We start from the raw sequence: 22,694 nt of genomic DNA, 5'->3' as shown, positions 1-22,694 counted from the left end.
AGCGATTCTCGACCCATCCGCACCGGCGGCAGCGAGGCCGGACCGCGCGAGGCCGTTGTCATGCCCGCTTCACTCCGCCCCCGCGCACCCCGCCGCGCCACGCCGTCGATCCCCGCTCGCCGTCCTGCCCTCTTCCGACCGAAGACGTGAGTGATGACCATGACGCGACCCCCACGCGGCAGGCGCAGGCCCCTGGCCCTGTTCGCCCTGCTGATCTCCGCGATGGCACTGCTGCTCGGCACCGTTCCCAGCTCCGCGGCCGAGAACGACTGGTGGAACCCGACCGCCCGCCCGGCCCCCGACTCCCGGATCGACGTCACCGGTGAACCGTTCAAGGGCACCGACGCCCAGGGCAAGGTCCGCGGCTTCGTCGACGCGCACGACCACCTGATGTCCAACGAAGGCTTCGGCGGCCGCCTGATCTGCGGAAAGCCCTTCTCCGAGCAGGGCATCGCCGACGCCCTCAAGGACTGCCCGGAGCACTACCCCGACGGCAGCCTCGCCGTCTTCGACTTCATCACCAAGGGCGGCGACGGCAAACACGACCCGGACGGCTGGCCCACCTTCAAGGACTGGCCGGCCCACGACTCCCTCACCCACCAGCAGAACTACTACGCGTGGGTGGAGCGGGCCTGGCGCGGTGGCCAGCGGGTCCTGGTCAACGACCTCGTCACCAACGGCGTCATCTGCTCGGTCTACTTCTTCAAGGACCGCTCCTGCGACGAGATGACCGCCATCCGTCTGGAGGCCCGCAAGACCTACGAGATGCAGGACTACATCGACAAGATCTACGGCGGCCCCGGCAAGGGCTTCTTCCGGATCGTCACCGACTCCGAGCAGGCCCGCCGCGTGATCGAGCAGGGCAAGCTCGCCGTGGTCCTGGGCGTGGAGACCTCCGAGCCCTTCGGCTGCAAGCAGATCCTCGACATCGCCCAGTGCGACCGCGCCGACATCGACCGAGGCCTGGACGAGCTGCACCGGATCGGCGTCCGGAGCATGTTCCTGTGCCACAAGTTCGACAACGCCCTGTGCGGCGTGCGCTTCGACAGCGGAGCCCTGGGCACGGCCATCAACGTCGGCCAGTTCCTGTCCACCGGCACCTTCTGGAAGACCGAGCAGTGCGCCGGCCCGCAGCAGGACAACCCGATCGGCCTGGCCGCCGCCCCCTCCGCCGAGAAGCAGCTGCCCGCCGGGGTCGCGGTGCCCGAGTACGCCGCGGGGGCGCGGTGCAACACCCGGGGCCTGACCGACCTGGGCGAGTACGCCGTGCGCGGGATGATGAAACGCAAGATGATGCTGGAGATCGACCACATGAGCGTGAAGGCCACCGGCCGGGCGCTCGACATCCTGGAGTCCGAGTCCTACCCCGGCGTGATCTCCTCGCACAGCTGGATGGACCTGAACTGGACCGAGCGGGTCTACCGGCTCGGCGGTTTCATCGCCCAGTACATGAACGGCTCGGAGGCCTTCAGCGCCGAGGCGAAGCGGACCGACGCGCTGCGCGACAAGTACAAGGTCGGCTACGGCTACGGCACCGACATGAACGGCGTCGGCGGCTGGCCCGGCCCGCGCGGGGCCGACGCCCCCAACCCGGTGAAGTACCCCTTCCGCAGCGCCGACGGCGGCTCGGTCATCGACCGGGTGACCACCGGACAACGCACCTGGGACCTCAACACCGACGGGGCCTCGCACTACGGGCTGGTGCCCGACTGGATCGAGGACATCCGGTTGACCGGCGGGCAGGACGTGGTCGACGACCTGTTCCGCGGGGCGGAGTCCTACCTCACCACCTGGGGCGGCTCCGAGAAGCACAAGGCGGAGGTCGACCTCGCCTCCGGCCGGCCGGCCTCGGCCTCCACCGCCGAGTGGTGGAACCCCTTCGAGAGCTTCGCCCCCGGGCGGGCCGTGGACGGCGACCGCGGCACCCGGTGGGCCAGCGAGTGGAACGACAACCAGTGGCTGCGCATCGACCTGGGCTCCCCCTCCCTGGTCAAGCGGGTCACCCTCGACTGGGAGGCGGCCTACGGCAAGGCGTACCGGATCGAGGTCTCCGACGACGGCTCCGAGTGGCGGACCGTCTGGAGCACGAGCACCGGGGACGGTGGCCTGGACACCGCCCGCTTCGACGGGGTGACCGCCCGGCACCTCCGGATCGTGGGGGTCCAACGCGGCACCCAGTGGGGCTACTCCCTGCACGAGGTGGGCGTCTACAGCGGCTGAGCCGACCGGACGCACAGGGCCGGGCCGGCCGGATCAGCACCGCGATCCGGCCGGCCCGGCGGCGTTCCCGGCGACACGGCGGGGGCCGGGGACCCTCCTCGGCCCGGGTCTCGGGCACTCTTACGGGCAGCGGGGACGGGTTCACGGCACGCGGCACGGAACGGACAGCACGGGAACGGGGAATCACCATGGCACGGATGCCGTCGGCCGAGCGCCGGCGCCAGCTCACCGAGGCGGCGGTCCGCGTGATGGCGCGGGACGGGGTGGCCCGCACCACCACCCGCTCGGTCTCCGCCGAGGCGGGCGTCTCGCTCAGCGTCTTCCACTATTGCTTCGACTCCAAGCAGGCCCTGTTGGAGGCGGTGATCGCGCTCATCACCGACCGGTACGTGGCCATGGTGAAGGAGGTCCTGCGGCCCCGGGCCACCCTCGGGGAGACCGTCCGGGCCGGCTTCCAGGCGTACTGGGACCACGTCGTCGCACACCCCGGGCAGCACATGCTCACCTACGAACTCACCCAGTACGCCCTGCGCGAGCCCGGCTCCGCCCACCTGGCGCACCGTCAGTACGGGCTGTACGCCGACGCCTACCGCGAGCTCATCGAGCAGCTCGGCGAGCACACGGGATTCGTCCCGGCCGTGCCGGTGCCCGTCCTCGCGGAGTACCTGGCGGCCGTGACCGACGGCCTCACCCTGCACGCGCTGGCCCGTGGCGGGGACACGGCCGCCCCCGAGATCCTGGACCTGGTCACCGCCCAGGTGACGGCCCTGGCCACCGGCCGGCCGGAGTCCTGAGGAGGGGCGGCCGGGACGGGCCGGCCGGTCGGTCCCCGTCGCGGACCGCGAGGATGCCGTTGAGGACGCCGACGTAGGCGGTGCCGTCCGGGCCGAGCGTGACGGGCGCCCAGTTGTTGTCGTAGCCGGGTCCGGTGCCGGTCAGCACCCGCCAACGACGCTGTCCGGTGCGGAAGTCCACCGCCGTCAGGTACCAGGCGTCGATGCCCCACCGGTTGGGGGGCTTCTCGTAGAAGTAGAGGAGGCCGTTGCCGACGGACAACTTGGGCACCGTGGAGGGCGAGCGCACCGGGCTCTCCCAGACGGTGTCGCAGCCACTGCCGTCGGCCCGAACGTCCACCCGGGTCGCGCCGCCGGGCACGCTCCGGCCGAACAGCACCCCGGCCGGGTTCTCGTAGCCGTAGTTGTTCTCCACCACGAGGCTGCGCCCCCAGGTGACGGCGGAGTTGTCGGTGGTGGAGGCACCGGACCGGAACAGCGGCACCCGGCAGACCAGTCGACGCCCGGCCGGCACGTCCGGGCCGCGCCGGAAGACGAGGAGGTTCATCCGGTCGTCCGCGTTGTCCGTGATCGCCACGTAGCCACCGCCGCCGCTCCCGCTCCCGCCCGGGCCTTCGCCGAACAGGTCGGGGGTGGTGCCCGACCCCTGGTTCACCGAACCGGGCTTGGTGCCGGAACCCCGGTCGTACGGCTCCCGCCAGCGGATCCGCGGGGTGCCGTCGGGGTCGGCTGCGAAGGAGTACAGGGCGTGGTCGGAGACGATCGAGACGCCGTCCCGGGCCACGGAGAAGGAGTTCTGGATCTCCTCCCCCGGCAGTCGGACCGAGCGGACCGCGCCGTCGGCCGGATCCACGGTCCCGATCCGGCCCCGGCGGGTCACCCACCAGAGCAGCCCGGCCCAGTCGGGCATGACCGAGGTGACGGGGTCGCAGGTGCCGGCCGGGCGCGGGTCGGTCCAGCGCGGGCAGTCGTGCGGGACGTGTCCGGTGAGGTCCCAGTCGTCCTCGGTGGTGAACCGCCAGCGCCCGCGGGCGTCCCGGGAGTGGGCCAGGCGCAGGAGGTGTCCGCGGGAGTCGGCGAGTACGGCGCGGTCGCGGTGGTCGAGGTGGAAGTAGGCGCCACCGGAGGTGTCCTTGAGGATCCGGGAGGGGTCCAGGGCGGTGAGGGCGGACACGGTGGACGGGCGCTGCGGGAGCCGGTGTTCGGCCAGCGTGGCGAGGGTCCGGGGGTCCAGGAGGAGCAGGCGGAAGCCCGCGAGGGTGCCGCAGACGGTGACCAGGCGGCCCCCGGAGTCGAAGGTGACGGTGGCGCACTCCCCGCCGAGGGCGGCGATCCGTCGGGTGGTGACCCGTGGGTTGCGTCCCAGCGGGCCGGACCAGGGCGAGGCGGCGCTGCCCCCGGCGTCCGCGTGCATGCCGCTGCGGCCCGCGGGCGCGAGGTGGGGGTGTCGGGGCGGGGCGGCCCCGGGCAGCGGGGCGGGCACGGCGGGAGCGCCCTCGTAGGCGGCGACCAGGCGGTGGCCCGGGGTGCGGGGGATGCTCCCGTCCGCGCCCGGGGGGCCGGCCGGCGGTCCGTAGAGGACCGCCGCGGCCAGGAGCAGCGGGGCCACCGCACAGTGCACGGTCCTGCGCGGCATCGCCGGACCTCCCTCCGGTTCCCGGGCGGGCGGACCCGTCGGGCGCCCGACGGTAGGAGCCGGGGCGCGAAGAGTCCAGGCCCGTGCGGATGGGGCGGCTGCGAGCGGCCCGGCGGGCCGTGGGTCAGCCGGCCGGGGGCGTGGGGGCCGTGAGCTCGTTCCAGTGGACGGTCAGGTCGCACCAGCGGTCCAGCAGGATCCGGTCGTGGCCGACGGCGAGCAGTCCGGCGCCGGTGTCGGCCCGGTACTCCTCGACGACGGCGACCAGGGCCGCGGTGGTGGAGGCGTCGAGCATGGCGGTCATCTCGTCGCAGACCAGCCAGCGGGGCCGGAGCACCAGGGCGCGGGCCAGGCAGGCGCGTTGCAGCTGTCCGTCGCTGACCTCGTGGGGTCGGCGGGTGAGGAGGTCGGGGCCGAGGCCGACGCGCTCGGCGAGGGCGGGGACGGCCGTCGCGGCCTCGGTGCGGCGTCCGGTGGCGCGGAGGGGTTCGGCGATGAGGTCGCGGAGCCGGAGCCGGGGGTCGGCGGCGGCCCGGGGCTGCTGGAACAGCACGCCGACGGCGGTGCGTTGCGCGCGCGGGGCGCGGTGCCGCCAGGCGGTGACGGGGGTGCCGTCGAGGACGAGGGCGCCTCGGTCCGGCCGGTGCAGCAGGGCGGCGACCCGGGCCAGGGTGGACTTGCCGCAGCCGCTCGGTCCGAGGAGCCCGGTGGAGGTGCCGGGTTCCAGGGTGAGGTCGAGGTCGGTGAAGACGGGGGCGCCGGGCCGGTATCCGGCGGTGACGGAGCGGAGTTCAAGCACGGGCGGGCTCCGGGAGGCGCGGGTCGGGACCGTCCGGGTGGTGGCAGGCGAGGCCGTCGGTGAAGGCGGGTCGTTCGGCGCAGGCGGGTCCGACGGCGGGGCAGCGGGCGGCGAAGGCGCAGCCGGGCGGCAGGTCGCCGAGTGCGGGCGGGCTGCCGGGCAGCGGGGTGAACTCCCGCTCGGGCAGGGCGGCGAGGAGGCCGCGGGCGTAGGGGTGGCGGGGGCCGGGGGTGCCGAAGAACTCCCGGGCGGGGGTCAGTTCCACGAGGCGTCCGGCGTACATGACGGCGACGGTGTCGGCGATGCGGGCGGCGGCAGCCAGATCGTGGGTGATCATCAGCAGGGCGCGGCCGTCGCGGGTGTGGGCGCGGAGTTCGTCGACGGTGCGCTCGACGAGTTCGCGGTCGAGTCCGGTGGTGGGTTCGTCGGCGAGGAGGAGCGGGGCTCCGCCGACGAGGGCCAGGGCCGTGGCGGCGCGTTGGGCGAGGCCGCCGGAGAGTTCGTGGGGGTGGCGGTCGAGGTGGGTGCGGGGGAAGGCGGCCCGGTCCGCGGCGGCGCCGACGGCCTCGGGGAGGGCGGCGCGGGAGGTGCGGGTCAGGGCGCGGACGGTCTCGGCGAGGTGCGCGCGGACGGTGCGGACCGGGGTGAGGTGGGCGGCGGGGCTCTGCGGGACGAGGCCGACGCGGCGGCCGCGCACGGTCCGGGCGAGGGTGGGTTCGGCGGCGGCCAGGAGGTCGAGGCCGTCGTCGAGGAGGGCCGAGCCGGCGGTCTCGGCGTTGCCGGGGAGCAGTCCGAGGAGGGCGGAGGCCAGGACGGACTTGCCGCAGCCGCTCTCGCCGACGAGTACGAGGCATTCCCCGGGGGCGAGGTCGAAGGCGGCGTCGGTGACGGCTTCGACGTACCGTCCGGCGCGCATCCGGAAGCGGACGGAGAGGTCGCGGACCCGCAGCACGGGCGTGGCGGGGGCCTCGGCCGCCGCGGGCTCCGGGGGGCCGGGGGCGGCGGTGGGCGCGGGTGCGGGGCTCACAGGGTCAGCTCCGAGCGGGTGCGGGGGTCGAGGCGGTCCCGCCAGGCGCCGGCGAGTCCGGCGAGGGCGAGGGTGGGGACGATCAGGAGGAGGCCGGGGAAGAGGGTGGGCCACCAGTCGCCCGCGAGGAGGGAGCCGCGGCCGTTCTGCACCAGGGTGCCGAGGCTGGCCTGGTGCGCGGGGAGGCCGAGGCCGAGGAAGGACAGGGCCGATTCGTGCCACATGGCGTGCGGGACCATCAGGACGGCGGCGAGGCCGGCCTGCGGGAGGACGCCGGGGAGCAGGTGGCGCACGGTGGTGCGGAGCCGGGAGGAGCCGCCGGAGACGGCGGCGTCGATGTAGGGGCGGCCGCGCAGGGAGAGCACTTCGGCGCGGACGATGCGGGCGGTGGAGAGCCAGTGGGTGACGGCGACGGAGGCGATCACGGGCCAGATCCCGGGGCGGAACATGGCCACCACGAAGATGCCGAGGAGCAGGTGCGGTACGGAGGAGACGCCGTCGACGAGGCGCATCAGGAGGCGGTCGGCGCGACCGCCGAGAGCTCCGGCGGCGGCGCCGACGGCGGTGCCCACGAGGGTGGCGACGAGGGCGGCGACCACCCCGACGAGGAGGGACACCCGCAGTCCGTGGACGCAGCGCACCAGGAGGTCGCGGCCGAGTTCGTCGGTGCCGAAGGGGTGCTGCCAGGAAGGCGGCAGGAGCCGGGCGGCGAGGTCCACGGACTGCTGGTCGGGGGTGGCCGTGGCCAGGGCCGGGACCAGGAGCACGGCGAGGACCAGGACCGCGACGACGGCGGCGCTGGTGCGCACGCGGAGGGTGCGGGCCGAGCGGGTGGCGCGCCCGCGGGCCCGCCAGTGGATCCCGTCCTGCGGATCGGGCCTCGTGTCGGGCGCCGCGGCGCGCTCCGTGGGGGAGGTCCCGGCGACCTCGGCGGTCCCGCGCGGGGGTGCGTCAGCCATCGAAGCCCACCCGGGGGTCGGCCAGTCCGTACAGCAGGTCGGAGAGGAGGTTCCCGGCGAGGACGGCGGCGGTGGCCAGCACGGTGAGGGCGGCCAGGAGGGAGAAGTCCACGGAGGTGGCGGCCTCGACGGTGGCGGCGGCGATGCCGGGCCAGCTGAACACGGTCTCGACGAGCAGGGCCCCGGTGATGAGTTCGGGGACCCGGGAGCCGATCAGGGTGAGGACCGGCAGGAGTCCGGAGCGCAGGGCGTGCCCGAGGAGGACGGTGCGTTCGGACAGGCCGCGGGCGCGGGCTCCGCGGACGGGGTCCTGGGCGAGGGCGTCGGTCACGCCTTGGCGGACGTACAGGAAGAACCAGGGGAGCTGGGAGAGTCCGAGCACCAGGGCCGGCAGGGCCAGGTGGCGGAGGACCTGGTCGGCGGTGACGGTGTCGGTGCCCGGGTCGGTGAGGCCGCCCGCCGGCAGCACGCCGAGGCGGACGGAGAAGAACCAGACGGCGAGCAGGCCCAGCCAGAAGGCGGGGGCGGCTTCGAGGGTGTAGGCGCCGGCGCTGAGGGCGCGGTCCGGGAGGCTCCCCGGGCGGCGGGCGGCGAGCACGCCGAGCGCGGTGCCGAGGAGGACGGCGAGGGCGAAGGCGGTGCCGGCCAAGAGCACGGACCAGCCGAGGCGTTCGCTGATCACGTCGGACACGGGCCCGCGGAAGACGGTGGAGGTGCCGAGGTCGCCGGTGACGGCCGAGGTCAGCCAGTCCCACCAGCGGCCGATCAGGGGGAGGTCGGCGCCGAGGTTGGCGCGCAGCTGGTCGAGTTCCTGCTGCGTGGCGGTGAGTCCGGCCGTGCCGGCGTAGGCCTTGACCGGGTCGAAGGGGGAGAGTTCGGCGACGGCGAACACGCCGAAGGTGACCGCCAGGAGGACGGGGGCGGCGGACAGGGTCCGCCGCCCGGCCATCCGGGCCATCGAGCCCCAGGGCAGGGACCGGCTCACTTCGCCGGCTGCCACTTCTCCACGTTCCACCAGGGGCCGGAGCCGAGGCCGTGGTCGTGCGGCTCGACCTGGGTGGTGAGGCCCGGGCGGCGGTCGGAGACCACGTAGAGGTGGTCGATGTGGGTGAGGAAGACGTAGCCGGGGTTCTTGACGAGCTCACGCTGGACGGTGTCGTAGGCGGCCTTGCGGACGGCGTGGTCGCCGCTGCGGCGGGCCGCGTCGAGGGCCCGGTCCACGGCGGGGTTGTCGTACCGGGCCATGTTGTTGAAGCCGTCGCCGCCGAGGGCGGAGTTCAGCAGCAGGTACTGGTCGAAGTCGGGGTCGGCCGGGGAGCCGCCGCCGGCGAGGACGGCCTCGGTCTTCATCCGGGGCTCGATGACCTCCCAGGTGCCGGCCTCGGTGCGGACCTCGATGCCCGCCTTGCGGGCGTCGGAGGCGAAGGCGAGGGCGTGGTCCTGGCGCAGCTTGTCGCCGGTGGTGTACCAGAGCGTGAAGGAGGCGCGGACGCCGTCGCGGACCCGGATGCCGTCGGGTCCGGGCTTCCAGCCCGCGGCGTCGAGGATGCCGCGGGCGGCCGGGAGGTCGTGGCGGCGCTCGGTGCCGGCGGTGAACCAGGGGCTGTCGGTGGGGACCGGCCCGTAGGCGGGCTTGCCGGCGCCTTCGAGGATGCCGTCGACCATGGCCCGGCGGTCCACGGCGAGGTCGAGGGCGCGGCGCACCGCGAGGTCGCCGGTCACCCGGTGGTGGGTGGGCAGGGTGACGTTGCGGTAGTCGAAGGACTTGGCGGCGAGGACGGTGCGGCCCTGTCCCTTGCCGAAGCCGCGCGCCAGGTTGGGCGGCAGGATGGCGCCGTCGAGCTCGCCGGCGCGCAGCCGGGTGGCGCGGACGTCGTCGTCCTTGATGACGGCCATGGTGAACTTCTTCACCGTGGGGGCGCCGCCCCAGTAGTGGGGGTTCGCGGTGAAGCTGAGCTTCTCGCCCTTGGACCAGCGGGTGAGGACGTAGGGCCCGGTGCCCACGGGTGCCGTGGTGAAGGGGCCGGTGTTGACGTCCTGGGTGCCCGCGAGGTGCTTCGGGGCGATGGGCAGGACGGTGCGCTCGGCGAACGGGGCGTAGGGGTACTTCAGGGTGAAGACGACCTGGTCGGTGCCCTTGCGGACGACGCTCCCGACGGCGTCGAGCTCGCTCTTGGAGGGGTTGTTCGTCTTCGGGTCGAGGATGGTGCGGTAGGTGAAGACCACGTCCTCGGCGGTGAAGGGGGTGCCGTCGCTGAACTTCACGCCGGGGCGGAGGGTGAAGGTGTAGGTGAGCCCGTCGGCGGAGACCGTGGGGAGGGTCGTGGCGAGGGCGGGACGCAGCTTCATGTCGGCGTCGTGGGTGAGCAGTCCGTCGAAGATCTTGGAGTTGCCGTCCTTGCCGTAGCCCAGGAGCGGGCTGAGGGTCTCGGGCTCGTTGGCCATGCCGACCACGACGGAGTCGGCGGCGCCGGCCGCCGTGGAGGCGCCGCCGTCGGCGGGCCGGGAACAGGCCGCCGCGCTCAGGGCGAGGGCGGCTGCCAGGGCGGTCGCGGCCAGGCGCCGGGCCGATCGGGCCGTCATGCTGTGCACACCTCTGTACTGCTCGTGACACGTTGTGATGTCTGCTGCTGCGTGATGATCAAAAGTTTTTGCGAATCGCTTGCAATTAAACCGTACGTATCGGTCACGTCCTGACACAGGGCGTTCATCGACGCATAGGGCATCCCTCACGCAAACCCGGACGGCTCGGCGCGGACCGGTCCCCGACCCTTGATGACACCCCCGCACCCGTGACATATATGTCTAGACCTTTGACGTGCCCACTGCGACCCCACAGGGGGGACCGTGCGACGCCCCGCGAGTCAGGCCGTACCGGCCGTACTGGCCGCCTGCCTGCTGGCGGGCTGTTCCGGGACCGGACCCGACACCGAACCGCCGCCCGCCCCGGCCGGGCTCACCGCCCAGGCCGGCAGCTCCGGCTCCGTGCACGTGATGTGGGACCAGGCCCGCCCCGCCGACGGGGTCACCGGCTACCAGGTCTTCCGGGACGGGCAACCCGTCCGGGACCTGCCCGCCGAGAAGCACATGACCGACATCGCCGGCCTCACCCCGCAGCGGGCGTACTCCTTCTCCGTCCGCGCCCGGGACGCAGCCGGGAACCTCTCCGCCCTCGCCCCCGCCGCCCGCGTCACCATGCCCGCCGCGGCCCCCGAGGACCGCCGCCCGCCCGGCACCCCGGCCCGGCTCACCGCCCGGCCGACCGGCCCGCGCACCGCCTCGCTCGGCTGGACCCCCGTCACCGACGACACCGGGGTCACGGCCTACGACGTCTACCAGGGCGGCGCCCGCATCCACACCGTGGACGGCCTCACCACCACGACCACCGTCACCGGGCTGCGCCCCGACACCGTCTACACCTTCACCGTCCGGGCCCGGGACCGCGCCGACAACTCCTCCCCCGACAGCCCCGCCGCCGACGTCACCACCCCGCGGGGCTCCGGGGACGGCGCCGCCACCTCACCCGCCGACTTCCGGGCCACGGCCGCGCCCGGCACCCTCGAACTCTCCTGGAACGCCCCCGACACCGGCCGCCCCGTGGGCGAATACCAGCTCTTCGTCAACGGCCGGATGACCACCGTCGTGCAGTGGGGCAAGGGGGCCGTGCCCACCGGCCGGGCCGTCTACCGGCTCACCGTCGCCGAACCCGCCGGGACCGTCTGGCGCCTGAAACTGCGCGCCCGGCTGCCCGACGGCAACTGGGGCTCCTTCTCCGCGGAGCGCACGGTCAGACTCGCAGGCTAGGGGAATTCCGGTCGGTCCGCCGGCGGAAGGTTCGGTGACTATTCGATCAACAATGATCACCGGGGCTTGCCCGCCGGGGGCACTGGGACAGAATCTGTCGCCGTGCTGGGGAATCTGCCGTCCGAGACGGCAAGCTTTGTGGGCCGTGGTGCCGAACTCGACCGGCTGGCCGCCCTGCTGAGGGACCGCCGCCTGATCACGCTGACCGGAGCGGGCGGGGTCGGCAAGTCCCGGCTCGCCCTCCGGGCCGCCCACCGCGCCCGACCCTCCTACCCCGACGGCACCTGGTGGGTGGAGCTCTCCCCGCTGCGCGACCCCGGGCTCCTCTCCACCACCGTCGCCCACACCCTGGGCCTCGCCGAGCAGAGCCTCCTCACCTCGGACGAGGAGCTGTGCGCCTGGGTCCGCGACAAACGGCTCCTCCTGGTCCTCGACACCTGCGAACACCTGGTGGACCGCTGCCGCCACCTGGTCGCCGAACTCCTCCAGTCCGCACCGGAACTGACGGTGGTCGTCACCAGCCGGCAACCCCTCGGCGCCACCGCCGAGTGGGTCACCGAGGTCCGCCCGCTCCCCGTCGCCGGACCCGACAGCGACGCCCTCGCCCTCTTCCGCGCCCGGGCCCTCGCCGCCGGCCCCCGGGCCGCCGCCGCCTTCGCCGACCCCGGCCGCACCGCCACCGCCGTCGAGGTCTGCCGCCGCCTCGACGGCATCCCCCTCGCCCTCGAACTGGCCGGCGCCCGACTGCGCCTGTGGACCCTCGAAGAGGTGGCCGACCGGCTCGGCGCCCGCTTCGACCTGCTCACCGACACCCGCTCCGCCCGGCTCCCCCGCCACCGCACCATGCGCACCGCCATCGGCTGGAGCCACGAACTCTGCGAACCCCTCGAAAGGCTCCTGTGGGCCCGCCTGTCGGTGTTCGCCGGGGAGTTCACCCTCGCCGCCGCCCGCGCCGTCTGCGCGGGCGGCCCGCTGCCCGCCTCCCAGGTGCAGCGGGTGCTCACCGGCCTCGTCGGCAAGTCCGTGGTCCGCCGCACCGTGGAACGGACCCGGGAGCGCTACCGCATGCTCGACACCATCCGCGAGTACGGCCGCGCCTGGCTGGCCGAACTCGGCGAGGAGGAGCGCACCGCCGACCGGCACGCCCACTGGTACGCCGCCCTGGCCCGCGAGGCCGGACGGGGCTGGCTCGGACCCGAACAGGTTCACTGGCAAAGGCGCCTGACGGACGAGCACACCGAACTGCGCGCCGCCCTGGAACACCTGCTCGACACCGACCCCCGCACCGCCCTGGAACTGGCGGGCGACCTCTGGTTCTTCTGGATCTGCTGCGGCCGCCTCCGCGAGGGCCGCGGATTCCTCGAACGCGCCCTGACCACCGCCCCCGAGCCCGGCCCGGCCCACGCCCAGGCCCTCTGGACCCTCGGCACCGTGGCCATGCTCCAGGGCGACTTCGCCACCGCCCTCGACCGAGGCCGGGCCGCTGCAGCCCAGGCCGCCAGCCTCGCCGACCCCGAGCTCGCCGCCCGCTGCTCCTACGTCCTCGCCGTGTCGGTCCTGATGCCCGGGGAACCCGCCCGCGCCCTGGAGGTCTCCGCGGCGCCCGTCGGCGGGGCCGACGAGGACGGGGCGGGCCGCCTCCTCTGCCGCCTGGCCACCGCCTACGCCCTGTGCGACCTGGGCCGCCACGAGGAGGCCACGGAGGAGGCCGCCGAGCTGCGGGCCGCCTGCGCCCGGCTCGGGGAAACCTGGCTGCGGGCCTACGCCGACTACGTCCTGGCCGTGGCGGCGCTGGGCGCGGGCCGGCCCGGGGACGCCGACCGGCACGTGCGGTCCATGCTGTCCGGCAAACGGCTGCTGGACGACAGCTTCGGCATCGCCATCGGCCTGGACCTGCTCGCCGCCGCCGTCGCCGCGCAGGGCGACGGGGAACTGGCCGCGCGCCTGCTGGGCACGGGCGCGGCGGTGTGGCGCACGGTGGGGCGGCCCCAGATGGGCTCCCCCTCGCTGACCGCCCTCCGCGACGGCGGGGAACGGCGGGCCCGGGCGGCCATCGGGGACGCGGCCTTCGAACGCGCCTTCCGGGCGGGCGTCGCGGAACCGGCGCCCTGATCCCGCCGGACCGCCGCGTGCGCGCGGTCCGGCGGGGCGCGGACTCCCGTCAGTACGGGAGGGTTCTGCCCGACGGGGTGCGCAGGTCCAGGTCGCGGGGGGCGGGCTTCGGGGCGGGCTTGCGGATGCGGATCTGCTGCATCGGAATCAGCCTCCTCAGGAGTACGGGCCTAGACCGCGGCCGCTGCGGGCCGGCGGGACTGCACGGCCCGGCCGTCGGGGAGCAGTTCCCCGGTGTCGTCGAAGAGCACCACTCCGTTGCAGAGCAGGCTCCAGCCCTGCTCGGGGTGGAAGGCCACGGTCCGGGCGGCGTCGCGGTCGGCGCTGTCGGCGGACGGGCACGGGGGCTGGTGGGTACACATGGCGCACCTCCTCACGGTTGTGGAGGCACTGGGCCGGTGGTCATCGCGGCGCGCCGCCTTCCACGGTGGCGGGAAGTATTACTGATCAAGCGGGGGCAAGGGAACCCGTATTCGTGCTGCATCTCACGGACCGGGAAGTGGTTTTACCCTCTGTGAATGGCCTTCATCCGAATCGTGCGGACCAGTCCGCTGACGGCGTCCGGGGCGTGGCGGTGCGTGACCGACTGGGAGCGGCACGGCGCCCTGGTCCCGCTGACCCGTACCGTCCTGCTCACACCCCCTCCGACCGGGCCGGGGAGCCGTTTCACGGCCCGCACCGGACTCGGCCCGGCGGTCTTCGACGACCCGATGGAGGTGACGGTCTGGCGGCCCCCTGCCGGGGACGCGGCCGGCGCGGCGGCCGGGCTGGTGCGGTTGGAGAAGCGGGGGCGGTGGGTCACGGGCTGGGCGGAGATCGGCGTCCTGCCGGTCACCGGGGGCTGCGTGGTGGAGTGGCACGAGGAGCTTCGGGTCCGGGGGGTCCCGCGCGCCGGCGATCCGCTCCTGGCCGGCGCCGGGCGCGCCGTCTTCGGCCGCGCCCTGACCACCCTGCTGCGCACGCCCTGAGGCCCCGTCCGACGCGCGGGCGGGGCCTCGGGGTCCGCTCGGCGGGCGGGGTCAGCGGATGGGGACGCCGGCCAGGGTGCGGGCGATGACCAGGCGCTGGATCTCGCTGGTCCCCTCGAAGATCGTGTAGATCGCGCTGTCCCGGTGCATGCGCTCCACGGGGTACTCGCGGGTGAAGCCGTTGCCGCCGAGGATCTGCACGGCCTGGGCGGTGACCTCCTTGGCGACCTCGCTCGCGTACAGCTTGGACATGGAGCCCTCGGCTGAGGTGAAGGGCTTGCCCGAGACGGCCATCCAGGAGGCGCGCCAGACCAGCAGCCGGGCCGCGTCGATCTTGGTCCGCATGTCGGCGAGCTGGAAGGCCACGCCCTGGTTGTCGATGATCGGACGGCCGAACTGGGTACGGGTCCGCGCGTAGTCGAGGGCGACCTCGTAGGCGGCCCGGGCGGTGCCCACGGCCATGGCGCCGACGGCCGGGCGGGAGGCCTCGAAGGTGGCCATGGCGGCGTTCTTCACGCGCTCGCCGCCGCCCGCCGCCGCGCGCTCGCGGGCCCGGGCCAGCCGCTCGTCCAGCTTGTCCTTGCCGCCGAGGAGGCAGGAGCCGGGGATCCGGACGTCCTCCAGGATCACCTCGGCGGTGTGCGAGGCCCGGATCCCGTGCTTCTTGAACTTCTGCCCCTGGGCCAGGCCGGGGGTGCCGGGCGGGATGATGAAGGAGGCGTGGCCCTTGGTGCCCAGCTCGGGGTCGACCACGGCCACCACGATGTGGACGTTGGCGATGCCGCCGTTGGTGGCCCAGGTCTTGGTGCCGTTGAGCACCCACTCGTCCTTCGCCCGGTCGTACACGGCGCGGGTGCGCATCGCGCCCACGTCGGAGCCCGCGTCGGGCTCGGAGGAGCAGAAGGCCGCCACCTTGACGTCGTCGGGGGTCCCGTACATCTGCGGGATCCAGGTGCCGATCTGCTCCTCGGTGCCGTTGGCGACGACGCCGATGGCCGCGAGTCCGGTGCCGACGATGGACAGGGCGATGCCCGCGTCCCCCCAGAACAGCTCCTCCATGGCCATCGGGATGCCGAGGCCGGTCGGGTCGAAGAACTGCTGGGCGTAGAAGTCGAGGGAGTAGATGCCGACCTTGGCGGCCTCCTGGATGACGGGCCAAGGGGTCTCCTCGCGCTCGTCCCATTCGGCGGCGGCGGGGCGGATGACCTCGGCGGAGAATCCGTGGATCCAGTCGCGCACCTGCTTCTGGTCTTCGCTCAGCTCCATGGTGAATTCCGCCATGACCCCTCCAAGACGTGCGTTACCTGCGGTAACCTGATCGAGGGGGCCAGTCTGTTACTCGCCAGTAGCAATGTCAACGCCACCGCCGGTCCGATCACGCGGGGCGCCGGGGTGTTACGTTGCGTGTGCGTCACGCGATTCACAAGGGCGGGGAGAAGACACCCAATGGACACCACGCAGCAGGACGGCCGCCCCGGAACGGCCGAGCGCAGGCGCCGCGAGCTCCTCGAAGCCGCCGACCGGGTCGTCCTCCGCGAGGGCCCCAAGGCGTCCATGAACGCGATCGCGGCCGAGGCGGGCATCACCAAGCCCATCCTCTACCGCCACTTCGGGGACAAGGCCGGGCTGTACCAGGCCCTGGCGGTCCGCCACACCGACGCCCTCCTCGACTCCCTGCGCGCCGCCCTCGACGCCCCGGCCGAACGCCGCAGCCGCGTCGAGGCCACCCTCGACACCTACCTCGTCGCCATCGAGGCCCGCCCGCAGGTCTACCGCTTCCTGATGCACCCCGCCGAGGACTCCTCGGCCTCCGGCCGCGACTTCGACACCGGGCAGCACTCCGTACCCCTGCTGCGCCGGCTCGGCGAGGAGCTGGCCAAGGTGATCGAGGAGCGGGTGGACCTGGGCCCGGAGGGCGCGGAACTGGCCCGGGTCTGGGGGCACGGGATCGTCGGGATGATGCACGCCGCGGGCGATTGGTGGCTCGGCGAGCGGCCCCTCGACCGCGCCCGGCTGGTCTCCGCCCTCACCGACCTGCTCTGGGGCCGCCTGGCCACGGCCGGGGACCGGGCCGGCGGGCCCGGCTTCTGAGCCCCGCACCCGGCTCCGGCGCCCCGTCCCGCCGGGCGGGACGGGGCGGGGCGGGTCCCCGGGCGGCGTCAGGCGGAGGGACGGTGCCAGGGGGCCTTGCGGATGGCCCGCCGGAGCCGTCGGGACCGCATGCCGGTGACCCGGTCCGCGTAGACGGTGCCGTCGAGGTGGTCGCACTCGTGCTGGAGGCAGCGCGCGAAGAAGCCGGTGCCCTCGATCCGCACCGGTGCCCCCTCGACGGTGACCCCCTCGACCACCGCGTGGTCGAACCGGTCCGTGCCGGCCTCCAGGCCGGGCAGCGAGAGACAGCCCTCGGGACCGCGGACCTCGACCCCGTCGGCCTCGACGAGGCGCGGGTTCACCACGTGCCCCACGTGGCGCACGTCCTCGTCGTCGGGGCAGTCGTAGACGAACACCCGCTTCCCGACCCCGATCTGGTTCGCGGCCAGCCCCACGCCCTCGGCCGCGTACATGGTGGCGAACATGTCCTCCACCAGCCGGGCCAGCTCCGGGCCGAACGCGGTGACCTCCGCGCAGGGCGCGTGCAGCACCGGATCGCCCAGCAGGGTCATGGTGCGGACGAGTCCGGAACTGCCGGGGATGGGGCGCTTGGGCATGGCCGTAAGGGTACGTCGGGCGAAGATATGAGGAAAACCGCAGCACCGGCCGGGGCCACCGGCGGCGCCGCGGTCAGGGCCCCGGCCGGTTCTGGATAGGCTGAGCCCGGACCGACGCAAGGAGGAACAGGGACGATGGCAGGCAACACGGAGCCGCTTTCGCCGCGGGCCAAGCTGGCCGTGACGGCGGGCAAGGCCGCGGCGGCGGTGTCGCGGGCCGCGGGGCGCGGAAGCGGATCGGTGATCGGGGGCAAGGTCGCGCTCAAGCTCGACCCCGATCTGCTGGGACGGCTGGCACAGCACCTGGATGTCGTCCTGGTCTCCGCGACCAACGGCAAGACCACGACGACCCGGCTGATCGCGGAGGCCCTGCGGGCCAGCGGGCCGGTGGTGTCGAACGCCCTCGGGGCGAACATGCCCGCGGGCATCACCTCGGCCCTGGCGGGCGGCTCGGACGCCAAGTACGGGGTCATCGAGGTGGACGAGAAGTACCTCGCCGGGGTCGCGCGGGACGTGACCCCGAAGGCGATCGCCCTGCTGAACCTCTCCCGCGACCAGCTGGACCGGGCCGCCGAGACCCGCATGCTGGCCGAGAAGTGGCGGGAGGGCCTGCAGGGCTCCAAGGCCGTGGTCATCGCCAACTGCGACGACCCGCTGATCGTGTGGTCGGCCTCCTCCTCGCAGAGCGTGGTGTGGGTGGCCGCGGGCCAGGAGTGGAAGGACGACGCCTGGTCCTGCCCCTCCTGCGGTGGCGTCATGCAGCGCCCCGGTGACGACTGGTTCTGCGGCGAGTGCGGCTTCCGCCGCCCCACCCCGAGCTGGGTGCTCAGCGGCGACCACGTCCTCGACCCGCACGGCTCGGCCTGGCCGATCCACCTCCAGCTGCCCGGCCGCGCCAACAAGGCCAACGCCGCCACCTCGGCCGCCGTGGCCGCCGTCTTCGGCGTGCCCCCGCAGGTGGCCCTGGAGCGCATGTACCAGGTGCAGGCCGTCGCCGGCCGCTACGACGTGGTGGAGTACCAGGGGCGCCAGCTGCGCCTGCTCCTGGCCAAGAACCCGGCCGGCTGGCTCGAAACGTTTTCCCTCATCGACCCGGCGCCCGCGCCGGTGATCCTCTCCGTCAACGCCCGCGGTGCCGACGGCACGGACACCAGCTGGCTGTGGGACGTGGACTACCCGCGACTGGCGGGGCACCCCATCGTCGTGATCGGCGACCGTCGCCTGGACCTCGCGGTGCGCCTGGAGGTGGCCGGGCTCGACTTCCGCGTCTGCGACACCCTCGACGAGGCCGTGCAGCTCTGCCCGCCCGGCCAGATCGAGCTGATCGCGAACTACACCGCCTTCCAGGACGTGCGCCGCACGGTCGGCAACTGACCCGCCAGAAAGAGACGAACGCGAATGAGTGAGAGCAGCCTGCGTCTGGTGTGGGTCTACCCCGACCTGCTGAGCACCTACGGCGACCAGGGCAACGTGCTGGTCACGGAGCGCCGGGCCCGGCAGCGCGGCCTGGACGTCCAGCGCGTGGACGTCCGCAGCGACCAGCCGATCCCCACCTCCGGGGACATCTACCTGATCGGCGGCGGCGAGGACCGGCCCCAGCGGCTGGCCGCCGAACGCCTCTCCCAGGACGGCGGACTGGAGCGGGCGGTGTCCAACGGCGCCATCGTCTTCTCGGTCTGCGCCGGGTACCAGATCCTCGGCCACGCCTTCGTCAACGACCAGGGACAGCGCCAGCCCGGCCTGGGCCTGCTCGACGTGGAGACCGTCCGCGGCGACGGCGAGCGCTGCGTGGGCGACGTCCTCGCGGACATCGACCCGCGGCTCGGCCTGCCCCAGCTGACCGGCTTCGAGAACCACCAGGGCGTCACCCACCTGGGTCCGACCGCCAAGCCCTTCGCGCGGACCCGGCTGGGTCGGGGCAACGGCACCGGGGACGGCACCGAAGGCGCCTACAACGACACGGTGTTCGGCACCTACATGCACGGCCCCGTGATGGCCCGCAACCCGCACATCGCGGACCTGCTGCTGAAGCTGGCCCTCGACGTGAACGCGCTGCCTCCCACCGACGACCGCTGGTTCGACGCCCTGCGCAACGAGCGGATCGCGGCGGCCACGCAGCCCGCCTGAGCCCGCGCCCACCCCGCGGCACACCGTGCGGCCCGGCTCCCCACGAGGGGGAGCCGGGCCGCCGCGCGTTCGCCGGGCGTTCCTCCAAGCGCCGTGCCCAGCATGTGGAGGATGGTTCAGTCCACGCCGCCGGCGCTTGTAGGGTGGCGGTAGTTCCAACCGGACGACGTGGTCCGGTCGTCGGCCCACGTTGCAAAGGTTCCTGCCATGCGCATTGGTGTGCTCACCTCCGGCGGCGACTGCCCCGGCCTCAACGCCGTCATCCGTTCCGTCGTGCACCGCGCCGTCGTCGACCACGGCGACGAGGTGATCGGCTTCCAGGACGGTTGGAAGGGCCTGCTGGAGTGTGACTACCGCAAGCTCGACCTGGACGCCGTGGCCGGCATCCTGGCCCGCGGCGGCACCATCCTCGGCTCCTCCCGGGTCCAGCCCGCGCACCTGCGCGACGGCGTGGAGCGGGCCCGGGGTCACGTGGCGGACCTCGGCCTGGACGCGATCATCCCGATCGGCGGCGAGGGCACCCTCAAGGCGGCGCACCTGCTCTCCGAGGCGGGCCTGCCGATCGTCGGCGTGCCGAAGACCATCGACAACGACATCGCCTCCACGGACGTCACCTTCGGCTTCGACACCGCCGTCGGCGTGGCCACCGAGGCCCTGGACCGGCTGAAGACCACCGCCGAGTCCCACCAGCGGGTGATGGTCGTCGAGGTGATGGGTCGCCACACCGGATGGATCGCCCTGCACTCGGGCATGGCCGCCGGCGCGCACGCCATCGTGGTGCCGGAGCGCCCCTTCGACGTGACCGAGCTGACCCGGATCGTCGGGGCCCGCTTCGAGGCGGGCAAGCGGTTCGCGATCGTCGTCGTCGCCGAGGGCGCCAAGCCGCTCCCGGGCACGATGGAGTTCCAGGAGGGCGGCAAGGACGTCTACGGCCACGAGCGCTTCGCGGGCATCGGCAACATCCTCGCCGTCGAGCTGGAGCGGCGCCTCGGCAAGGAGGCCCGCCCGGTCATCCTCGGCCACGTGCAGCGCGGCGGCACCCCCACCGCCTACGACCGCGTCCTCGCCACCCGCTTCGGCTGGCACGCCGTGGAAGCCGCCCACCGCGGCGAGTTCGGGATGCTCACCGCCCTGCGCGGCACCGACATCAGCATGGTCCCGCTGGCCACCGCCGTGGAGACCCTGAAGACCGTGCCCGCCGAGCGCTACGACGAGGCGCAGACCGTCCTCTGAGCCCCCCGGGAGACCCGCCGGTTCGGCCGGTGTGATGTTTCCCCCGTGCTCCCCGGCGCCCCCGGACGCGATCGCGTCCGGGGGCGCCATTACTGTGGTGGGGCACCAAGGTCAAGGGAGTAGCGCATGGATCACAGCGGGCACGGCACCCACATGGACATGGATCTGCCGCCGTTCACGCTGGGGCGGGGGCTGGAGCTCTCCTTCGACCCGTTCTTCCTGGTCGGCTGCCTGCTCGCGCTCGGCCTGTACGGCTGGGGAGTGGTGCGGCTGCGGCGCCGGGGCGACACCTGGTCCTGGGGCCGGGTCACGGCCTGGACCACCGGCGTGCTGAGCGTGGCCCTGGTGATGTGCACCAAGCTCAACGACTACGGCATGGTCCTGTTCAGCGTGCACATGGTGCAGCACATGGTCATCAGCATGCTCTCCCCCATCCTGCTGCTGCTCGGCGCGCCGATGACGCTGGCGCTGCGGGCCCTGCCGCCCGCGGGGCGGGGCCGCAAGGGGCCCCGGGAGCTGCTGCTGGCGCTGCTGCACAGCCGGTACATGCGGATCGTCACGCACGCGGCCTTCACGATCCCGATGTTCATCGCGAGCCTCTACGCCCTGTACTTCACCCCGCTCTTCGACTTCCTCATGGGCAGCAAGCCGGGGCACATCGCGATGATGGTCCACTTCCTCATGGTGGGCCTGGTCTTCTTCTGGCCGATCATGGGCGTGGACCCGGGGCCGCACCGGCCCGGCTACGTGATGCGGATGCTGGAGCTGTTCGCCGGCATGCCCTTCCACGCCTTCTTCGGCATCGCGCTGATGATGGCCAGCGAGCCGCTGATCGGCACGTACGCGAACCCGCCCGCTTCGCTGGGCGTGGACGCCCTGGACGACCAGCAGTGGGCGGGCGGCATCGCCTGGGCCTTCAGCGAGATCCCCTCGGTGCTGGTGCTGATCGCGCTGATCTACCAGTGGTACCACTCCGAGCAGCGCACGGCGCGCCGGGCCGACCGGGCCGCGGACCGCAACGGCGACCGCGAGCTGGAGGAGTACAACGCCTACCTGGCCTCGCTCCAGGCCCGCAGCCGCTGAACCGCGCCCCCGCCCCGGCGGGGACGGATCCCCCCGCCCCGGCCTCCGGGGGCTCCCGAGGCCGTGATCCGGATGCGAAGATCCGGCGCGGACGGTAGCGCCGGAGCCCGCTTGGCGGGACGATGGCCACCTGATCGCCGTCCGGAGCGGAGCCGATCCCCCCGGACCGCCGGAAGGGGACGCTCATGCCCGGATCCGTGAAGACGATGGCCGGTCTGACCATCGGTGGCCTGGTGGTGGTGTCCGCCTACTCGGTGGCGCTCGGCTCGAACGGCTGGCTGTGGTTCGGCTGGGTGCTGCTGGGGATCCTCACCGTGGGCATGGTGGCCTCCCGGAACGCCTGACCGCCGGCCCCTCCCCCGGCCCGTCGCGCCGCTGTCCGTGCCGGGGCCCGGGCCCGGATCGTGCCGGGTTCCTACCGGGGCGTTCGCGGGTTCCGGGCGGGCGCGGCCTGGGAACATGGGGGCGCCGAGGTCCGGCGGTGACGAGGGGGTCTTTCGCCCGTGTTCTACCAGTTGCTCAAGCACGTACTCCTGGGGCCGCTGCTGCGGCTGCTGTTCCGGCCGCGCATCGAGGGCCTGGAGCACGTCCCGGAGGAGGGCGCCGCGATCATCGCGGGGAACCACCTGTCCTTCTCCGACCACTTCCTGATGCCCGCGGTGCTCAAGCGCCGGATCACCTTCCTGGCGAAGGCGGAGTACTTCACGGGGCCGGGGGTCAAGGGGCGGCTCACGGCCGCCTTCTTCCGCAGCGCCGGACAGATCCCGGTGGACCGCAGCGGCCGGGAGGCTGGGCAGGCCGCGATCCGGGAGGGCCTGGGCGTGCTCTCCCGCGGGGAACTGCTGGGGATCTACCCGGAGGGCACCCGCTCCCACGACGGCCGCCTGTACAAGGGCAAGGTCGGAGTGGCGGCGATGGCGCTGGGGGCGGGGGTGCCGGTGGTGCCCTGCGCGATGGTCGGCACCTTCGAGGTGCAGCCGCCCGGGCAGAAGCTGCCGCGGCTGCGCCGGGTGACCATCCGCTTCGGGGAGCCGCTCGACTTCTCCCGGTACGCCGGCATGGAGGGGCAGCACGCGGTGCTGCGGGCCGTGACCGACGAGATCGTCTACGCCGTGCTCGGGATGTCCGGCCCCGACCGATCCGTCTCCGTCTCTCTCGTCTCCGCCTCCGTCTCCGTCTCCGTCTCCGTCTCCGTCTCCGTCTCCGTCTCCGGGAGGTGTCGTG

General features: G+C 73.7%; 21 protein-coding genes. 12 read left to right on the top strand and 9 right to left on the bottom strand.

Annotated features, from left to right (window positions below):
- Positions 1–159 precede the first annotated feature (159 nt).
- Positions 160–2,220: a galactose-binding domain-containing protein gene (locus ABTZ17_RS24880; RefSeq protein ID WP_352197917.1), complete on the top strand. Its 2,061-nt coding sequence runs from the start codon at positions 160–162 to the stop codon at positions 2,218–2,220.
- A 188-nt stretch (positions 2,221–2,408) separates the two neighbouring features.
- Complete coding sequence (locus ABTZ17_RS24875; protein ID WP_352197916.1) at positions 2,409–3,014, top strand: TetR/AcrR family transcriptional regulator; 606 nt, start codon at positions 2,409–2,411, stop codon at positions 3,012–3,014.
- Here the strand turns inward: ABTZ17_RS24875 and ABTZ17_RS24870 are convergent.
- From ABTZ17_RS24870 to ABTZ17_RS24845, 6 genes are all read right to left on the bottom strand, one after another.
- Positions 2,968–4,650 carry a hypothetical protein gene (locus ABTZ17_RS24870; RefSeq protein WP_352197915.1) on the bottom strand — a complete coding sequence of 561 codons (1,683 nt, stop codon included), beginning with the start codon at positions 4,648–4,650 and terminating at the stop codon, positions 2,968–2,970. The two genes, ABTZ17_RS24875 and ABTZ17_RS24870, sit on opposite strands and share 47 nt — an antisense overlap.
- 124 nt (positions 4,651–4,774) lie before the next feature.
- Positions 4,775–5,449: an ABC transporter ATP-binding protein gene (locus tag ABTZ17_RS24865; RefSeq protein ID WP_352197914.1), complete on the bottom strand. Its 675-nt coding sequence runs from the start codon at positions 5,447–5,449 to the stop codon at positions 4,775–4,777.
- Positions 5,442–6,365, bottom strand: a complete 924-nt coding sequence (locus ABTZ17_RS24860) for an ABC transporter ATP-binding protein (protein ID WP_352197923.1) — start codon at positions 6,363–6,365, stop codon at positions 5,442–5,444. Before ABTZ17_RS24860 ends, ABTZ17_RS24865 begins: the two co-directional genes overlap by 8 nt.
- 107 nt (positions 6,366–6,472) lie before the next feature.
- Positions 6,473–7,435: an ABC transporter permease gene (locus tag ABTZ17_RS24855; protein ID WP_352197913.1), complete on the bottom strand. Its 963-nt coding sequence runs from the start codon at positions 7,433–7,435 to the stop codon at positions 6,473–6,475.
- Positions 7,428–8,393 carry an ABC transporter permease gene (locus ABTZ17_RS24850; RefSeq protein ID WP_352197922.1) on the bottom strand — a complete coding sequence of 322 codons (966 nt, stop codon included), beginning with the start codon at positions 8,391–8,393 and terminating at the stop codon, positions 7,428–7,430. Before ABTZ17_RS24850 ends, ABTZ17_RS24855 begins: the two co-directional genes overlap by 8 nt.
- 23 nt (positions 8,394–8,416) lie before the next feature.
- Entirely contained in the window at positions 8,417–10,018 is a 1,602-nt protein-coding gene (locus ABTZ17_RS24845; RefSeq protein WP_352197912.1) for an ABC transporter substrate-binding protein, read from the bottom strand.
- Between the two features lie 264 nt (positions 10,019–10,282).
- Here ABTZ17_RS24845 and ABTZ17_RS24840 point away from each other — a divergent pair, with 264 nt between their 5' ends.
- A complete protein-coding gene (locus tag ABTZ17_RS24840) occupies positions 10,283–11,239 on the top strand; it encodes a fibronectin type III domain-containing protein (RefSeq protein ID WP_352197911.1) in 957 nt (318 codons plus the stop codon).
- 102 nt (positions 11,240–11,341) lie between these two features.
- Positions 11,342–13,351: an ATP-binding protein gene (locus tag ABTZ17_RS24835; RefSeq protein WP_352197910.1), complete on the top strand. Its 2,010-nt coding sequence runs from the start codon at positions 11,342–11,344 to the stop codon at positions 13,349–13,351.
- 170 nt (positions 13,352–13,521) lie between these two features.
- Here the strand turns inward: ABTZ17_RS24835 and ABTZ17_RS24830 are convergent, their stop codons facing one another.
- Entirely contained in the window at positions 13,522–13,713 is a 192-nt protein-coding gene (locus ABTZ17_RS24830) for a DUF5999 family protein (RefSeq protein WP_352197909.1), read from the bottom strand.
- Positions 13,714–13,869: 156 nt separating this feature from the next.
- Here ABTZ17_RS24830 and ABTZ17_RS24825 point away from each other — a divergent pair, with 156 nt between their 5' ends.
- Positions 13,870–14,319 carry an SRPBCC family protein gene (locus ABTZ17_RS24825; RefSeq protein WP_352197908.1) on the top strand — a complete coding sequence of 150 codons (450 nt, stop codon included), beginning with the start codon at positions 13,870–13,872 and terminating at the stop codon, positions 14,317–14,319.
- A gap of 51 nt (positions 14,320–14,370) precedes the next feature.
- On the opposite strand, the gene ABTZ17_RS24820 is transcribed toward ABTZ17_RS24825, so the two are convergent.
- Positions 14,371–15,600, bottom strand: coding sequence for an acyl-CoA dehydrogenase family protein (locus tag ABTZ17_RS24820; RefSeq protein ID WP_352197907.1), 1,230 nt, complete (start codon positions 15,598–15,600; stop codon positions 14,371–14,373).
- Between the two features lie 165 nt (positions 15,601–15,765).
- Between ABTZ17_RS24820 and ABTZ17_RS24815 the strand changes: the two genes are divergently transcribed.
- A complete protein-coding gene (locus ABTZ17_RS24815) occupies positions 15,766–16,410 on the top strand; it encodes a TetR/AcrR family transcriptional regulator (RefSeq protein WP_352197906.1) in 645 nt (214 codons plus the stop codon).
- 68 nt (positions 16,411–16,478) lie between these two features.
- On the opposite strand, the gene def is transcribed toward ABTZ17_RS24815, so the two are convergent.
- Complete coding sequence (def, locus tag ABTZ17_RS24810) at positions 16,479–17,027, bottom strand: peptide deformylase (RefSeq protein WP_352197905.1); 549 nt, start codon at positions 17,025–17,027, stop codon at positions 16,479–16,481.
- A gap of 135 nt (positions 17,028–17,162) precedes the next feature.
- On the opposite strand from def, the gene ABTZ17_RS24805 reads away from it, so the two are divergent.
- The 6 genes from ABTZ17_RS24805 to ABTZ17_RS24780 form a co-directional block, all read left to right on the top strand.
- Positions 17,163–18,401, top strand: a complete 1,239-nt coding sequence (locus ABTZ17_RS24805) for a MurT ligase domain-containing protein (protein ID WP_352197904.1) — start codon at positions 17,163–17,165, stop codon at positions 18,399–18,401.
- Positions 18,402–18,425: 24 nt separating this feature from the next.
- Positions 18,426–19,154: a type 1 glutamine amidotransferase gene (locus ABTZ17_RS24800; protein WP_352197903.1), complete on the top strand. Its 729-nt coding sequence runs from the start codon at positions 18,426–18,428 to the stop codon at positions 19,152–19,154.
- A gap of 207 nt (positions 19,155–19,361) precedes the next feature.
- Positions 19,362–20,387, top strand: coding sequence for a 6-phosphofructokinase (locus ABTZ17_RS24795; RefSeq protein ID WP_352197902.1), 1,026 nt, complete (start codon positions 19,362–19,364; stop codon positions 20,385–20,387).
- A 126-nt stretch (positions 20,388–20,513) separates the two neighbouring features.
- Positions 20,514–21,470 carry a cytochrome c oxidase assembly protein gene (locus ABTZ17_RS24790; protein ID WP_352197901.1) on the top strand — a complete coding sequence of 319 codons (957 nt, stop codon included), beginning with the start codon at positions 20,514–20,516 and terminating at the stop codon, positions 21,468–21,470.
- Positions 21,471–21,655: 185 nt separating this feature from the next.
- Positions 21,656–21,814 carry a hypothetical protein gene (locus tag ABTZ17_RS24785; protein ID WP_352197900.1) on the top strand — a complete coding sequence of 53 codons (159 nt, stop codon included), beginning with the start codon at positions 21,656–21,658 and terminating at the stop codon, positions 21,812–21,814.
- Positions 21,815–21,973: 159 nt separating this feature from the next.
- Positions 21,974–22,694 (top strand): lysophospholipid acyltransferase family protein (locus tag ABTZ17_RS24780; RefSeq protein ID WP_352197899.1); only part of this gene is annotated, 721 nt, incomplete at its 3' end.

It is taken from the genome of Streptomyces sp. NPDC097619, assembly GCF_040302735.1.
Taxonomy (GTDB): Bacteria; Actinomycetota; Actinomycetes; order Streptomycetales; family Streptomycetaceae; genus Streptomyces.
Note: the sequence above shows the minus strand (reverse complement) of the source record. Positions and strands in the feature narration are given on the sequence as shown.

What these genes read in the sequence shown, in the direction of transcription:
- ABTZ17_RS24880 (WP_352197917.1), top strand. Translation starts at nt 160, where the DNA reads ATGACGCGACCCCCACGCGGCAGGCGCAGGCCCCTGGCCCTGTTCGCC.
- ABTZ17_RS24875 (WP_352197916.1), top strand. Translation starts at nt 2,409, where the DNA reads ATGGCACGGATGCCGTCGGCCGAGCGCCGGCGCCAGCTCACCGAGGCG.
- ABTZ17_RS24870 (WP_352197915.1), bottom strand. Translation starts at nt 4,650, where the DNA reads ATGCCGCGCAGGACCGTGCACTGTGCGGTGGCCCCGCTGCTCCTGGCC.
- ABTZ17_RS24860 (WP_352197923.1), bottom strand. Translation starts at nt 6,365, where the DNA reads ATGCGCGCCGGACGGTACGTCGAAGCCGTCACCGACGCCGCCTTCGAC.
- ABTZ17_RS24855 (WP_352197913.1), bottom strand. Translation starts at nt 7,435, where the DNA reads ATGGCTGACGCACCCCCGCGCGGGACCGCCGAGGTCGCCGGGACCTCC.
- ABTZ17_RS24850 (WP_352197922.1), bottom strand. Translation starts at nt 8,393, where the DNA reads ATGGCCCGGATGGCCGGGCGGCGGACCCTGTCCGCCGCCCCCGTCCTC.
- ABTZ17_RS24845 (WP_352197912.1), bottom strand. Translation starts at nt 10,018, where the DNA reads ATGACGGCCCGATCGGCCCGGCGCCTGGCCGCGACCGCCCTGGCAGCC.
- ABTZ17_RS24830 (WP_352197909.1), bottom strand. Translation starts at nt 13,713, where the DNA reads ATGTGTACCCACCAGCCCCCGTGCCCGTCCGCCGACAGCGCCGACCGC.
- ABTZ17_RS24825 (WP_352197908.1), top strand. Translation starts at nt 13,870, where the DNA reads ATGGCCTTCATCCGAATCGTGCGGACCAGTCCGCTGACGGCGTCCGGG.
- ABTZ17_RS24820 (WP_352197907.1), bottom strand. Translation starts at nt 15,600, where the DNA reads ATGGCGGAATTCACCATGGAGCTGAGCGAAGACCAGAAGCAGGTGCGC.
- ABTZ17_RS24815 (WP_352197906.1), top strand. Translation starts at nt 15,766, where the DNA reads ATGGACACCACGCAGCAGGACGGCCGCCCCGGAACGGCCGAGCGCAGG.
- def (WP_352197905.1), bottom strand. Translation starts at nt 17,027, where the DNA reads ATGCCCAAGCGCCCCATCCCCGGCAGTTCCGGACTCGTCCGCACCATG.
- ABTZ17_RS24805 (WP_352197904.1), top strand. Translation starts at nt 17,163, where the DNA reads ATGGCAGGCAACACGGAGCCGCTTTCGCCGCGGGCCAAGCTGGCCGTG.
- ABTZ17_RS24800 (WP_352197903.1), top strand. Translation starts at nt 18,426, where the DNA reads ATGAGTGAGAGCAGCCTGCGTCTGGTGTGGGTCTACCCCGACCTGCTG.
- ABTZ17_RS24795 (WP_352197902.1), top strand. Translation starts at nt 19,362, where the DNA reads ATGCGCATTGGTGTGCTCACCTCCGGCGGCGACTGCCCCGGCCTCAAC.
- ABTZ17_RS24790 (WP_352197901.1), top strand. Translation starts at nt 20,514, where the DNA reads ATGGATCACAGCGGGCACGGCACCCACATGGACATGGATCTGCCGCCG.
- ABTZ17_RS24785 (WP_352197900.1), top strand. Translation starts at nt 21,656, where the DNA reads ATGCCCGGATCCGTGAAGACGATGGCCGGTCTGACCATCGGTGGCCTG.